The sequence below is a fragment of the Cellulosimicrobium sp. SH8 genome (assembly GCF_025818875.1).
GTDB classification, from domain to species: domain Bacteria; phylum Actinomycetota; class Actinomycetes; order Actinomycetales; family Cellulomonadaceae; genus Cellulosimicrobium; species Cellulosimicrobium cellulans_D.
This window is the reverse complement of the sequence record NZ_JAMXMH010000002.1, coordinates 360,322-373,510: the sequence shown is the minus strand read 5'-3', so window position 1 is coordinate 373,510 and position 13,189 is coordinate 360,322. Positions and strand designations below refer to the sequence as shown.

Genomic DNA, 13,189 nt, shown 5'->3' with positions numbered 1-13,189 from the left:
CGTGTCGTCAATCGTTCGGAAACCCGTATGACGGGCGGCATGAAGGAGAGGGAGCGCCGATGACTGTTCGTGTGCACGAGGAGCACGTGGTGATGGTCGGTCGTCGGGTGCCGTGGGGCGTCTTCGTCGCGCTCGATGACGGGACGGAGGTGTTCGTCGACGCGTCGAAGGTCGGGCACCTCGATCGCCAGTCCGAAGACCGGTGCGTGGTCGTCATCCTCGACGGCGAACGGACACCTGCGCGAGGGAGCCTTCTCGATGTGGACCGCGAGGTCGCGCGTCGGCACCGGACCGGCGAGCAGCCACTCCGCTGACGGGACCAGGACGTCGGGCGTCAGCGGCGCGGCAGGACGATCGGCGCGCCGCCGCCGGGGTGGTCGACGACCTCGACGGGGTAGTCGTAGACGCCGCTCAGCAGCTCGGCGGTGAGGACGTCGCGCGGGCTGCCGTCGGCGACGACGCGCCCGCCCGCGAGGACGGTGACCTGGTCGGCGTAGGCGGCGGCGAGCGAGAGGTCGTGCACGACGACGACCACGGCACCACCCGCGGCGGCGTGCGCCCGGGCGAGCTGGAGCACGAGCTCCTGGTGCTTGAGGTCGAGGGCGGCCGTCGGCTCGTCGAGCATGAGGAGCGTCGTGCGCTGCGCGAGCACGCGAGACAGCGCGACGCGCGCCTTCTCCCCGCCCGACAGCGAGGTGAAGTGCCGGTCGGCGAGGTGCTCGACGTCGGTCGCGGCCAGAGCCTCGGCGACCGCCTCGTCGTCCTCGTCCTCGAACGGGGTGCCGCGCCACGGCGAGCGGCCCATGCGCACGACGTCCACGGCGGTGAACGGGAAGCTCAGCGAGACCTGCTGGAGCATGACCGACCGGCGCAGGGCGAGCTCGGTCGGCGTCCACGCGCGCAGTGGTCGGCCGTCGACGACGACGTCCCCGGCCGCGGGGACCAGGTCGCCCGTGAGCACGGCGAGCAGGGACGACTTCCCGGCCCCGTTGGGGCCGAGCAGCGCGCGGACCTCGCCCGCGCGGACGTCGACCGACACGTCGCGCAGGATCGGCGCCTCGCCCAGGGTGAGGGACACGCCGTGCGCCGCGGTGACCACGTCGCCGGGCGCGACGGGTGCGGGGAGGCGGGACCGCCGTCGGGCACCGGTGACCGCGGTGCGCAGGGAGCCGAGGAACGAGGAGCCCTCGTGCCGCAGGTCGCTCATGCCCAGCCTCCCTGGCGCGAGCGCGTGCGGCGCAGCAGGTAGAAGAAGAACGGCCCGCCCACGAGCGACGTGATCATGCCGAGCGGCAGCTCGACGTTCGCGACGGCGCTGCGCGCGAGCAGGTCGGCGGCGAGCAGCACGACGGCGCCGCCCAGCACGGACGCGGGGATGAGCGTGCGGTGGCTCGGCCCGCAGACCATGCGGACGAGGTGCGGCACGACGAGCCCGACGAACGCGATGATCCCCGTGAACGCGACCCCGGCGGAGACGAGCAGCGCGACGAGCACGATGACGAGCTGCCGCAGCCGCTCGACGTCGACCCCGAGGTGCTGCGCGGCGCGCTCACCGAGAGCGAGCAGGTCCATCTTGCGGCGCACGAGCATCGCGCCAGTGACCCCGACGACGGCGATCGGCAGCACGATCGCGACCGACTGCCACGTCGCGCCGCCGAGCGACCCGAGCTGCCAGAACACGATCTGCTCGCGCGCGGCCGGGTCGGCCACGAAGGTGAAGAACGCGAGCATCCCGCCCGCGAACGCGTTGACCGCGATGCCCGTGAGGACGAGCGTCACGACCTCCGTGCGCCCCCCGGCGCGCGCGAGCGCGTAGACGACGAACGTCGTGACGAGCCCGCCGAGGAACGCCGCCCCGGCGACCCACGTGCCCGGCACGAGCGCGCCCGCGGTGACGATGACCGCGCACGCGCCCACGGCCGCGCCCGACGACACCCCGATGACGCCCGGCTCCGCCAGCGGGTTGCCGAACACGCCCTGCATGAGCGCGCCCGAGCACGCGAGCGCGGCGCCCACGACGATCGCCAGCACGACGCGCGGGAACCGCACGACCCACAGCGCGTTCTCGCCCTGCGGGTGCGACGGCATCGGCCCCCAGTCGAGCCCGACGTGGTGCGCGAGCGAACCCAGCACCTCCGCGGGCGACACGGGCACCTGACCCGTCATGCCGGACACGACCGTGAGCACCGCGAGCGCGACGCCCAGGCCGACCATGAGCCAGCGCGCGGCCCGGCGGCGCTGCTGCCCGACGGCGGGCCCCACCCGGGCGGGTCGACCGCCCGGGCGCGGGCCGTCGTCGGGCGCGGGGGCGTCCTCCGTGGCGCCCGGCGGGCGCGTCACCGCGCTCACGACGCGGGGAGCTCGGGCGCGGGCACGCCGTAGAACGCCTCGACGAGCGACGCGATGGTGTACCCGGTGCGGGGGCCGAACGTGAGGAGGCGCGAGCCGTCCATGTCGACGACGCGGCGCGCCTCGCCCGCGGGTGTCTGCGCCAGCCCGGGGATGGCCATCATCGCGTCGAGCCCGCCCATGGACTCGAGCCCGTCGGTCATGACGAGGTACGCGTCGGGCGCGGCGCTGATGATCGCCTCGCTCGTGACGGGCGCGTACTGCTGCGTGAGACCGATCGCGGTCCCGGCGTCCTCGCCGCCGATCTCGCGGACCAGGTCGTCGGCGCCCGAGCCGGGCCCGAACAGCATCTTGATGTTCGACCCGCGGAGGTAGAGGAACGCGACGCGCGGCGTCCCGGTGTCCTGCGGGACGGCGTCGAGCGCCGCGCAGATCTGCCGGTCCGTGCGCTCGACCAGCGCCTCGCCCTGCTCCGGCACGCCGAGCGCGGTCGCGACGGCGCGGATCCGGTCGTCGACGCCGTCGAGCGTGCGGGCCTCGTCGAGGTACACGACGGGGATGCCCGAGCTCTCGAGCTGGCCACGCACGTCGTCGGTGAGGATCGTCGCGTCGGTGAGGATCACGGACGGGTCGAGCCCGAGGATCGCCTCGACGTCGAGCGCGTGCCCCGCGCCCGTGACGACGGGGACGTCCGCGGCCTCGGGGAAGCCGGTCGGCAGGTCGCGGCCCACGACGTTCGCGCCCAGCCCCAGGCTGTAGACGATCTCGCCCAGCGTCCCGTACAGGTCGACGGGGATGATGCGGCTCACGTCGGTGATCTCGACCTGGCGCCCGTCGACCGACGCGACCGTGACGGGGAGCTGCGGCGTCGGAGCGTCCGCGATCGGGTGGATCGCGTCGTCGGCGAACGTCGCCGTCGTCGGGCCGTTGGGGAACGATGCCGGGTCGGCGTCGGACCCGCCGCCGGCGGCGCGCGACTGCTCGAGCGTCGTGCACACCGGCGCGCCCGTCGTCTCGTCGGCGGACTCCGCGGGCGTCGCCTCGACCGGCGCGGCGTCCTGGCTCGCCTCCGCCGACGGCGTCGCGGGCGGCTCGTAGGGGAGCGGCGCGCACGCGGCGACGAGCCCCAGCGCGACGACGGCGCCCGCCCCCACCAGCGCCGTCACCGTCCGCCGCGCCCGGCCCGGCGTGGTGCCCGACGGACCCGAGGGCGACGTCGGACGGCTCGTCGGCGAGCCGTGGTGCAGCGCGGAACGGGCAACGTGAGGCATGGGGAGTCTCCAGGGAGCGGTGCGCGGGAGGGCGCGACCCCGGCGAGGTCGTCGCCCGCCCCAGATAAGACGAGCCTAACCTGACTTGAAGGCGGTTCCCGACCGTCTCGCGAGTAACGCACCTCACGACCACCCACCCCGCCCACCTAAGGTGACCACGCGACGTCCGGCGCAAGAACCAGGGCTCTCCCTCGCGCGACCAGGGTTCTCTCTCGGCGGACCGCGGCTCTACCTCGGCGTCAGCAGTGGGCGGCGCCCAGGTCGGCGAAGAGGTCGCTGTTGAGGCGGAAGGCGTGCTTGGCCTCGGCGACGGTCTCGTCGAGCTGCTCGGGCGTGAGGACGAGGCCGTCGAGGCGCTCGCGGTAGACGTCCTTGAACGGCTTGGACTTGGGGATCTCGACGAACGTGTAGAACGCGAGGCCGTCGCCCGAGAGGCCGTAGTGGCGCTCGAGCATGCGCTTGATGATCTGCCCGCCGGAGAGGTCGCCGAGGTAGCGGGTGTACGCGTGCGCGGCGTAGGCGGGCAGCGACGCGCCGACCGTGCGCAGGCGCGCGACGTAGCGCTCGGTCGCGGGGTGGATGGTGATGCGCTCGGCCCAGTCCGCGCCGACGAGGAACGCGAGGTCCTTCTCGATCTCGGGGGTGCGCGTGAGCTTGTCGAAGACGAGCGTCGAGCCCTGGGCGTCGGCGCGCATCGCGGCGCTTGCGTCCTCGAGCGCGCCGTAGATGGCCCACTGCTGCGCGGCGAGGTCGGCGTACGCAGCGACGTCGAGCTGCCCGGACATGAGGCGCTCGACGAACCCGGAGCTCTCGGCCTGCTCGTGCTCGGGGCGCGTGCCCTCGCGCAGGCGCTGGGACAGCGGCACGGACTCGTCGGTGCGGTCGAGGTCCTGGGTGAGAGCAGTCACGGATGGCTCCTGCGGGTAGCGTCGGGTCGGGGTGCTCGTCCTGACGCGGTGTCATGACGATGCGTCAGGAACTGTAACCCACCCAGGTGAGGCTTGCCTATCCTCTGTCCGAGATCTGGGCCACGTCCTCCGGGTCGGGGAGCCCGGCGAGGAACCGGAAGCCCAGCAGCGCGACCAGCGTGCCCAACCCGCCGCCGACGACGAGCGGCGTCGCCAGGTCCGTGCGGGCCAGGAGCCCGCCGAGGAACGCCCCGAGCGGCATGACGCCCCACAGGAGCGTCCGCCACGTGCCGTGCACCCGGCCGAGCAGGCGGCCGGGGATCATCGCCTGGCGCAGCGACATGACGAGGACGTTCCACACCGTGACCGCCCCGGAGCTCACCGCGAACAGGACGGCGCCGACGACCACCGCGGCGCCGGCGTCCGGGAGGAGCGGGGCGAGCCCGAGGAGCACGAGGACGACCGTCGAGACGAGGTTCGCGACGGCCATCGTCGGGCCGGTCCCGAAGCGCTCCTTGGCGGGGTTCGCCACGGCCGCCGCGACGAGCGACCCGGCCGCCCCGACGAGCAGGAACGTCCCGTACCAGGCCTCGGGGACGCCCAGCACGTCGAGGACGTAGAGCACGATCGTCGCGGTCGCGGCGGAGAAGCAGAGCCCGACGACGATCGAGAGCAGCCACAGCGGGCGCAGGGTCGGGTGCGCCCACAGGTAGCGGAACCCGTCCCCGAGCTGGCGGAACCAGGGCGGCGCGGGTTCGGCTCCCTCGACGGCCACGGTCCGGTGCTCGCCCGCGGCGACGGCGGGCAGGAACAGCGCGAGCGCCCCGGCGACGGCGTAGGCGGCCGCACCGGTCCCGAGCGGCACGACGACGGCGACCGCGAAGAGCGCCGACGTGAGCGGCGCCGAGAGGAAGTTCTGGACGGTGATCTCGCCCGCCTCGATGCGCGAGTTCGCGCGCGGGAGGTCGGCGGGCCGCACGATCGAGGGCAGCACCGCGCGGATCGCGCCGTCGTACACGGTCTCCAGCGCGCCGTAGAGGAAGACGACGGCGTACAGCCACCAGATGGTCAGCGTGCCCGTCGCGGCCAGGGCGACGAGCCCGAGGGCGAGGAGGGTGCGCGCGCCGTTCGCGAGCGCGAGCGCGTGCCGGCGGTCGACGCGGTCGAGGAGGACCCCGGCGGGGATCGCGAAGAACAGCCACGGCAGGAGCGAGACGGCGGCGATGCCGGACACGAGGAACGGGTCGTCGGTGAGCCGGGCGGCGAGCAGCGGCGACGCGACGCGCGCGATCCCGTCGCCCAGGCTGGAGCTGAGGTTCGCCGTGAAGACGTTCCGGAACGGCGCGCCGAGCCCGGCGCGCACCCGGGCAGGGGCGTCGGGGAGGCTGCGGCGGCGGCGGGTCGGCACCCCCCGAGGCTAGGTGACGGTTGCCGGAGGCATCACGCGCTCTCGGCCGCTTCTGCTCGGGGGAGAAGGGACGGGCGTGGCGGGCCGGCCGGGTCAGCGCGCGAGCGCGGGCGACGACGCGTCGGCCCCGACGGCGCGCAGCACGAAGGCCTCGGTCGCCTCGATCGCCTGCTCGCGCGCGTCCGGGTCGTCGGGGACGAGCCGGCCCGACAGGCAGGCGTTGACGAGCTGCACGGTCGTCTCGATGTCCTGCTCGGGGAACTCCCCGACCTCGATCCCCGACGCGACGATCCGGCGCAGGATCGCCTCGACGAGCTCGGCGTGCTCCCGCAGGCGCTGGCGCGTCGTGCGCGACAGCACGGTGCGCAGGTCCGGGCCGGGGGCCAGGTGGAAGATGCGCTTGAGCTGGGCCTGCTGGCGGATGTAGGTGCGGAGCTGCTCGACCGGGTCGTCCACGTCCTCCAGCGCCCGCTCGAGCGTCCCGACGTACTGCTCCGTCTCGTGGGTGATGAACCCGAGGAGCAGCGCCTCCTTGTCGGGGAAGTGGTTGTACACCGCGGTGCGGCCGACCCCTGCGGCCGAGGCGATGTCGGCGAGCGAGATGGCGTCGAAGCCGCGGTCCATCATGAGGGTCGAGAGCGCCGCGAAGAGCTTCTGCCGGGTCTGGGCGCGGTGCTCGTGGAGGGACCCTCCGATGATCTTGGGCATGCTGACATCATAGGGAGGTCGTGTCAGAACGCTAATCGGCTCCCCCGGGCGCGGCCGAGCCGCCACGGAGCCGCCGCCCGGCCCCCGCCCGGCCCCCCGCCCGGCCTCCCGGGCGCGCTCCGCCGTCTGGCACACTGCCGCCATGGACACGACCGCGTCGCCCGACGGCGTCCCCTCGACCTCCCCGGACCCGGACTTCCCGCCCGTCCCCGCGGACACCAAGGACTGGACGTGGGTCATGGAGCGGCCGTGCCCGGAGTGCGGGTTCGTGGCGGCCGAGGTGACGCCCGACCGGGTGGGGGCCGTGGTGCGCGACGCGATCCCGCGCTACGTCGGCGCGCTGGGCCGCGAGGACGTGCGCGTCCGCCCCGACGCCACGACCTGGTCCGTGCTGGAGTACGCCGCGCACGTCCGCGACGTCTTCTCCGTGTTCGACGTGCGCGTGCAGTCCATGGTCGAGGGCGACGACCCGCAGTTCGCGAACTGGGACCAGGACGCGACGGCGGTCGAGGACGACTACGCGCACCAGGACCCGGCGGTCGTGGCCCGCGAGCTCGAGATCGCGGGCGACCGCGTCGCGGGCCGCTTCGACGCCCTCGTCCCCGACCAGTGGGAGCGCCCCGGGCGGCGCTCGAACGGGTCGGTGTTCACGGTCCGCACGCTCGGCCAGTACTTCGTGCACGACGTCGTGCACCACCTGCACGACGTCGGAGCCTGACCCGCGGCCGTGACACGGCCGTAACGTCCCGGCATTCCGGACCAACTACGTTCCGGTCATGGACGCCACCGTCGCCGGTCTCGTGCCAGACGCGCACGCCGGTGCCCACCTTCTCGCGATGCCGCGCTCGCGCGGTGCGGCCCGCACGCCCGTGGACGCCCTCGCGCGCGCCTGGTTCGCCGACGCGGCGTGGACGACGCCGCCCGCAGGCGGGGGAGCGGCCCGCCCGATGGTGGGCGCACGGTTCCGGGGCGTGGTGCCCGACGGCGTGGTCGCGCCGGGCGAGCTCCGGCTCGCCGAGGGCGCACGCGTCGTCGGACCGTTCCCGCTGACGCCGCCGCAGACGCAGGCGCTCGACCTCGCGGGCGGGAGCGCCGAGGCCTTCGCGCTGCACGTCGACGACCCGGCGCCCCGCGGCGCCCCGATCCCGTTCGCCGAGGACCGTGACGGTCTCGCCCGCGCCTTCGCCGCTGGGCTGCCCCAGGGCGTCGAGCTCCAGGTGCTGGGCTGGGCCGTCGCAGCGGCCCGGCGCGTCGGGGGCGCCGTCGTCGCGGACGGGCGGACGGTGCTCACGCCCGACCCCGCCTCGGGGGTCGACCTCACGCTCTACAGCGCGCAGGTCCTCGGGCCCGACGACGCGCTCGGCGTCCTGCGCACGACGGTCCCGAGCGCGCGCGTCGTCGCGGTCCACCCCCGCCCGGACGGCCTCGCGGAGTACGTGCTGTCGGGGGAGACGCCGTACGACGGGGCGGTCCGGCTGGCGGCGCAGCGCGTGCCGCAGGTGCCGCTCGCCCTCGGCGCGCTCGACTGGCGCGAGCACGGCCCGCACGCCTACCGCGTCACGTGGGTCCCGCAGGACCCGTACGAGCTCGAGGTCGAGCGCCCGTCGGGGCTGCACGTCATCGCGCGCTCGCGGGCCCGGGTGCTCGTCGCACGGCTCGCGGCGATGCTCCAGGGGCGCCTCGCGGGGACGCTCGTCGACGACGGCGGCTTCGTCGTGCGAGACCTCGACCTCGACGAGCGGCTCACGCCGGCGGCGACGCCGACGTCGCAGTTCTGGGTCTGAGCGACGGCGTGCGCACGAGGCGCGCGCCGTCGTCGAACCGGGCGTGTCGGCGGGGTGAGCTGTCCACAGATTTCGTCCACAGGGTTGTGGGTTCCGTGGGAATCGCGCGGGGCCGCCTGTGGACGAACCTGTGGCCTTCGCGACCTGCCAAATGACATCGGTGGGAACTCTTGCAGGCCCTCCGGGTGAGGACTACAAACGTGCCTAACGGCCCGGACGGGCGCACACGGACGACGGTGTTCCGGCACACAGGGGTCTGACGGCCCCGGCCAGGAGCGCACGACGGCCCGGCGCGAACGGCAGGGCACGGCTGACCGGAGAACGGTGGACGACCCGCGACCCCCTGCTGCGGGCTGCGCGCGACGGCGCAGGTTCCGACCGGACCCGGAAGGCCGACCGCGATCGGCGTCAGCACGCCTGCCCGGGGCATCCGGGCCGGCGCGGGGGCGCCGGGCCGCCACGTCGCGAGCGGCGCCCCGACGGGCCACCGGCCCGACCGCCCCGGGGTCGCGCGGACACGGCGAGGCCCCTCGGAATCCTGCTCCGAGGGGCCTCGCTGCCATTCTCCCGCCGGCGTGCCGTGACGCGAAGACCCGTTCGTGGGCCGGTGGGCCGGGTCCGTCGGCCGCGCCTACGCTCGTGCCATGAGCAACCTCGAGACCCGGCCCGAGGAGCGCGTGTGCTCCGCAGGGACCCCGCACGGCGAGGGCAGCGGTGCGGCCCCGACGGTGGAGATCCTCGAGCACCGCGACGTCCCGCTCGGCGGCACGCGCGCCATGCGGGTGCGCCGCACGATCCCGCAGCGCGCGCGCTCGCTCGTGGGCGCCTGGTGCTTCCTCGACCACTACGGGCCGGACCCGCTGCCCGCGATCGGCGACGGCACGGACGGCATGCAGGTCCCGCCGCACCCGCACACCGGCCTGCAGACCGTCACGTGGCTGTTCGCCGGCGAGATCCTGCACCGGGACGCGGTCGGCTCGCTCCAGACGGTCCGGCCCGGCGAGCTCAACCTCATGACGGCGGGCCGCGGCATCTCCCACTCGGAGGAGTCGCCGCGCGGCGTCCGCCCGCCGGTCCTGCACGGCGTCCAGCTCTGGGTCGCGCTCCCGGGCGACCGGCTCGCGGACCCGCCGGCGTTCGAGCACCACGCCGACCTGCCGGTCGCGGACCTCGCCGGTGCCCGGGTCCAGGTCTTCCTCGGGAGCCTGCGCGTCGCGGGCGCGGAGCTGCGCTCGCCCGCGACGACGTACTCGCCGCTCGTCGGGGCGCAGGTCGACCTGGAGGCCGGCGCGCGCGTGACGCTCGACGTCGACCCGGCGTTCGAGCACGGCCTGCTCGTGGACGACGGGGCGGTGCGCCTGGAGCGCGAGGAGGTCCCGCCGTCGGCGCTCGGGTACGTCGCGCCGGGCCGCGCGACGCTCACGGTCGAGGCGGGGCCGGACGGACCGGCGCGCGTCGTGCTCGTGGGCGGCGAGCCGTTCGGCGAGGACATCGTCATGTGGTGGAACTTCGTCGGCCGGTCGCACGACGACGTCGCGCGCGCCCGCGCGGACTGGCAGGCGCAGCTCGTGGTCACCGGCGGCGAGGGACCGAACCACGGCGGCACGCGCTACGCCGACGGCGCGCACGACGGCCGCTACGGCGAGGTCGCCGGGTACGACGGCGGCCCGCTCCCCGCGCCGGCCCTCCCCGACGTCCGTCTGCGGCCTCGCACCCGCCCGGCGGCGCGCCAGTAGACTGCCGCGCATGGCCAAGAACTCCACGCCCGACTTCGTGCTGCGCCCGTTCGAGGGGCTGCCCGGCGAGACCGACTGGGTCGCGATGCGCGAGGTCGTGCCCTCGGCCACCGCGACCGCCCGCACGACCGCGGAGCACGGCGCGCGCGACGTCACCGTCGTGACCGTCCTGCCCGCGGGCTGGGCCGCGCTGCACCGCCAGGACGGCGCGATCCTCCTCGCGGTCCAGACGCTCGCCGGCTCGGGCGACACGAGCCGCGACCTCGCCGCGGCGCTGCTCGAGGCGATCGCCGCCGAGCCCGGCACGTCCATCGAGATGAGCGCGCTGCCCGACGCCGGCCCGCGCCTGCAGGACGTCCTCGACCCCTCGGTCCCGTTCGACGTCACCGTCCACGAGGACTTCGCGTTCTGGCTCGACCCGGCGGAGGAGATCACGCCGGACCTGCGCGCGTCGCTCGACCAGGCGGCCGAGTCGATGGTGCCCACCGTCAAGCTCGACGCCGTCACCTCGGCGTACTGGTGCCGCATGTCGCGCGAGTTCCTGCGCTGGGCCCGCCCGGAGCCCGAGGACGCGCTCATCGACGCGATCTCGCGCCTCCACGCGCGGCGCGAGTCGGGCCTCGCGGGCGGCAAGTTCGTCGGCGCGTTCCGGTCGAGCGGCGTGCTCGTCCCGGTGTGGGAGCTGCCGCGCGGGACGGAGGCGGACGAGCTCGAGGGGCCGGTCGCGGAGCTCGACGCGCTCCTCACCGAGGCGCTCGCCGTCACGGAGCCGCTCGACGCGAACGAGCGCCGGGCGCGCGCGGGGATCGTGTCGCGCCAGGTGACCCTGCGCTGACGGATGCGGGCCGGCGGCCCGACCCACGGCCACGACGAGCAGCCCGCCGACGCCCCTGTCGGCGGGCTGTCGCGTCGAGTAGGATCCGGGGGACCTGGGAACGCAGCCCGGTCGTCCTGCGAAGATCCCGAGCGGATCTGCTGGTGGAACGACGACACTTCTGCGGCCAACTCTTTGCACTACTAGGCTGGACGGCGTGAACGCGGACCATCGGTCGACTGAGTCGGGGAACAACACGGGCAGTGCTGCCCCTGCGGGCGCGGCGAGCACGCCGCCGCCGACGTACCTCTCGGCGTCCGGCACGCGGGCACGCACGCCGCGGCCGACGGTCGGCGACGGCCGGACCGGCCGCGCGGTGCGGCAGCGCGTCGCCGTGATCATCCCGGCGAAGGACGAGTCCCGGCGCATCGCCGCGACGGTCCGCGCGGCCAAGGCGATCCCGCACGTCGACCTCGTGCTCGTCGTGGACGACGGGAGCGAGGACGACACCCAGCACGTCGCGCGCGAGGCGGGAGCCGTCGTCGTGCGCCACTCGCACAACCGTGGCAAGGCCGCGGCCATGGAGACCGGCGCGGCCGTCGTCGCCATGCGCGACGCCGCCGACCGCCCCCCGCGCCTCCTGCTCTTCATCGACGGCGACCTCGGCGAGACCGCCGTGAACACCGCGCCGCTCGTCGCCCCTGTGCTCGACGGGTACGCGGACCTCTCGATCGCGCTGCTCCCCCCGCAGCCGGGCGCGGGCGGCCGCGGGATCGTCGTCGGTGCGGCGCGCCGCGCGATCCAGTCCCTCACGGGATGGACCCCGACGCAGCCGCTCTCGGGCATGCGCTGCCTCACGCGCGAGGCGTTCGAGGCCGCGACCCCGCTCGCCCGCGGCTGGGGCGTGGAGACCGGCATGACGATCGACCTGCTCCGCAAGGGGTACGTCGCCGTCGAGGTGCCGTGCGACCTGCGCCACCGCGCCTCGTCCAACGACCTCAAGGGTCAGCTCCACCGCGCCGCGCAGTACCGCGACGTGCTCCTGGCCGTGAACGCGCGCAAGATGCGTTCCGCGGTCGACCGGGTGCGGGCCGCCGACCAGCACTGACGTCGGGCCCGGCCGAGCCGGGGCGCGCCGTCCCGTCCCGCGGGTGGCGAACGTCTCCCGGAGATCCCACCCTGGTGGGAGGGCACGGTGCCCGTGCCCGGTGGCCCGCGTCCGCGCGAGGCCGCACCGACGACGACGGGGCATCGCCATGTGCACGGGGATCAGGTTCTCGGACGGCCGGGGGAGCGTCTACCTCGCGCGGAACCTCGACTGGACGAGCGGGTACGGGCAGCGGGTGGTGCTGACGCCCACCGGGTACGCGCCGAGGTCACCGTTCGGCGCGGTGCCCGGCATCCGGCACGCGACCCTCGGCATGGGCATCGTGGCGGAGGGGACGCCGCTCTACTTCGACTGCGGCAACGACGCGGGCCTCGCCGTCGCGGGGCTCAACTTCCCGGGGTACGCGGCCTACGCGCCCGGCCCGGTCGACGGCGCGGTCAACGTCGCCGCCTACGAGCTCCCGCTGTGGGTGTGCTCGCAGTTCGCGACCGTGGACGAGGTGGAGGCCGCGCTCCGGGACGTCGTGGTCGTCGACCGGCCGATCAACGACACCTACCCGAGCTCGATGCTGCACTGGATCGTCGCCGACGCGACGCGCGCCGTGGTCGTCGAGCACACGGCGGACGGGATGCACGTGTTCCACGACGACGTCGACGTGCTCACGAACCAGCCCGGGTTCGGCTGGCACCACGAGAACCTGCGCAACTACCTCAACACCTCGCCCGACTTCCCCGGGGACACGCAGCTGGGCGGGGCGGTCCTCACCCCGTTCGGCTCGGGCTCGCACATGCGCGGCATCCCGGGCGACTACTACTCGCCGTCACGGTTCGTCCGCGCCGCCTACGTGAACGCCCACTACCCGGCCCAGGAGACCGAGGAGCAGAACGTCAGCCGCGCCTTCCACACGCTGCAGCAGGTCGCGATGGTCGAGGGCAGCGCCGTGATGGCGTCCGGCGAGTCCGAGATCACCGTGTACACGGGACTCTTCTCCTCGCGCACGTCCACCTACTACTGGAACACGTACGACGACCCGGCCGTCCGGAGCGTCGCGATGGCCGACCTCGCGGCGGACGGCACCGAGCTCGTCCTCGCGTAGACCGCCA

13 protein-coding genes are annotated in these 13,189 nt (G+C 74.8%); 7 read left to right on the top strand and 6 right to left on the bottom strand.

Annotated features, from left to right (window positions below):
* Nucleotides 1–59 precede the first annotated feature (59 nt).
* Nucleotides 60–314 carry a hypothetical protein gene (locus NF338_RS04360; RefSeq protein ID WP_264029651.1) on the top strand — a complete coding sequence of 85 codons (255 nt, stop codon included), beginning with the start codon at nt 60–62 and terminating at the stop codon, nt 312–314.
* Between the two features lie 20 nt (nt 315–334).
* On the opposite strand, the gene NF338_RS04355 is transcribed toward NF338_RS04360, so the two are convergent.
* The 6 genes from NF338_RS04355 to NF338_RS04330 all read right to left on the bottom strand — a co-directional run bounded on the left by NF338_RS04355 (nt 335) and on the right by NF338_RS04330 (nt 6,644).
* Nucleotides 335–1,207 (bottom strand): heme ABC transporter ATP-binding protein, encoded by an 873-nt coding sequence (locus NF338_RS04355; protein WP_264029650.1) that lies wholly within the window; start codon nt 1,205–1,207, stop codon nt 335–337.
* Nucleotides 1,204–2,214: a FecCD family ABC transporter permease gene (locus NF338_RS04350; protein WP_264029800.1), complete on the bottom strand. Its 1,011-nt coding sequence runs from the start codon at nt 2,212–2,214 to the stop codon at nt 1,204–1,206. The genes NF338_RS04355 and NF338_RS04350 overlap by 4 nt, the downstream gene beginning before the upstream one ends.
* 131 nt (nt 2,215–2,345) lie before the next feature.
* Nucleotides 2,346–3,620: a heme/hemin ABC transporter substrate-binding protein gene (locus NF338_RS04345; protein WP_264029649.1), complete on the bottom strand. Its 1,275-nt coding sequence runs from the start codon at nt 3,618–3,620 to the stop codon at nt 2,346–2,348.
* A gap of 239 nt (nt 3,621–3,859) precedes the next feature.
* Nucleotides 3,860–4,528 carry a heme oxygenase (biliverdin-producing) gene (locus NF338_RS04340; RefSeq protein ID WP_264029648.1) on the bottom strand — a complete coding sequence of 223 codons (669 nt, stop codon included), beginning with the start codon at nt 4,526–4,528 and terminating at the stop codon, nt 3,860–3,862.
* Nucleotides 4,529–4,625: 97 nt separating this feature from the next.
* Nucleotides 4,626–5,936 (bottom strand): MFS transporter, encoded by a 1,311-nt coding sequence (locus NF338_RS04335; RefSeq protein ID WP_087470855.1) that lies wholly within the window; start codon nt 5,934–5,936, stop codon nt 4,626–4,628.
* 93 nt (nt 5,937–6,029) lie between these two features.
* Nucleotides 6,030–6,644 carry a TetR/AcrR family transcriptional regulator gene (locus NF338_RS04330; protein ID WP_087470856.1) on the bottom strand — a complete coding sequence of 205 codons (615 nt, stop codon included), beginning with the start codon at nt 6,642–6,644 and terminating at the stop codon, nt 6,030–6,032.
* Between the two features lie 142 nt (nt 6,645–6,786).
* On the opposite strand from NF338_RS04330, the gene NF338_RS04325 reads away from it, so the two are divergent.
* The 6 genes from NF338_RS04325 (at nt 6,787) to bsh (ending at nt 13,182) form a co-directional block, all read left to right on the top strand.
* Complete coding sequence (locus NF338_RS04325) at nt 6,787–7,362, top strand: DinB family protein (protein WP_264029647.1); 576 nt, start codon at nt 6,787–6,789, stop codon at nt 7,360–7,362.
* Between the two features lie 58 nt (nt 7,363–7,420).
* Nucleotides 7,421–8,428: a hypothetical protein gene (locus NF338_RS04320; protein WP_264029646.1), complete on the top strand. Its 1,008-nt coding sequence runs from the start codon at nt 7,421–7,423 to the stop codon at nt 8,426–8,428.
* A 644-nt stretch (nt 8,429–9,072) separates the two neighbouring features.
* Entirely contained in the window at nt 9,073–10,164 is a 1,092-nt protein-coding gene (locus NF338_RS04315) for a pirin family protein (protein WP_264029645.1), read from the top strand.
* A gap of 10 nt (nt 10,165–10,174) precedes the next feature.
* Nucleotides 10,175–10,999, top strand: coding sequence for a DUF5926 family protein (locus NF338_RS04310; protein ID WP_087470861.1), 825 nt, complete (start codon nt 10,175–10,177; stop codon nt 10,997–10,999).
* A 196-nt stretch (nt 11,000–11,195) separates the two neighbouring features.
* A complete protein-coding gene (locus NF338_RS04305; protein WP_412846062.1) occupies nt 11,196–12,086 on the top strand; it encodes a glycosyltransferase family 2 protein in 891 nt (296 codons plus the stop codon).
* A gap of 148 nt (nt 12,087–12,234) precedes the next feature.
* The gene (gene bsh / locus NF338_RS04300) at nt 12,235–13,182 is read left to right on the top strand and encodes a choloylglycine hydrolase (RefSeq protein ID WP_264029644.1); all 948 of its coding nucleotides are present in this window, start codon (nt 12,235–12,237) and stop codon (nt 13,180–13,182) included.
* Nucleotides 13,183–13,189: the final 7 nt, after the last annotated feature.

Coding starts and splice junctions, on each gene's coding strand:
- NF338_RS04360 (WP_264029651.1), top strand. CDS start 60: ATGACTGTTCGTGTGCACGAGGAGCACGTGGTGATGGTCGGTCGTCGG.
- NF338_RS04345 (WP_264029649.1), bottom strand. CDS start 3,620: ATGCCTCACGTTGCCCGTTCCGCGCTGCACCACGGCTCGCCGACGAGC.
- NF338_RS04310 (WP_087470861.1), top strand. CDS start 10,175: ATGGCCAAGAACTCCACGCCCGACTTCGTGCTGCGCCCGTTCGAGGGG.
- NF338_RS04320 (WP_264029646.1), top strand. CDS start 7,421: ATGGACGCCACCGTCGCCGGTCTCGTGCCAGACGCGCACGCCGGTGCC.
- NF338_RS04315 (WP_264029645.1), top strand. CDS start 9,073: ATGAGCAACCTCGAGACCCGGCCCGAGGAGCGCGTGTGCTCCGCAGGG.
- NF338_RS04350 (WP_264029800.1), bottom strand. CDS start 2,214: ATGGTCGGCCTGGGCGTCGCGCTCGCGGTGCTCACGGTCGTGTCCGGC.
- bsh (WP_264029644.1), top strand. CDS start 12,235: ATGTGCACGGGGATCAGGTTCTCGGACGGCCGGGGGAGCGTCTACCTC.
- NF338_RS04330 (WP_087470856.1), bottom strand. CDS start 6,644: ATGCCCAAGATCATCGGAGGGTCCCTCCACGAGCACCGCGCCCAGACC.
- NF338_RS04355 (WP_264029650.1), bottom strand. CDS start 1,207: ATGAGCGACCTGCGGCACGAGGGCTCCTCGTTCCTCGGCTCCCTGCGC.
- NF338_RS04325 (WP_264029647.1), top strand. CDS start 6,787: ATGGACACGACCGCGTCGCCCGACGGCGTCCCCTCGACCTCCCCGGAC.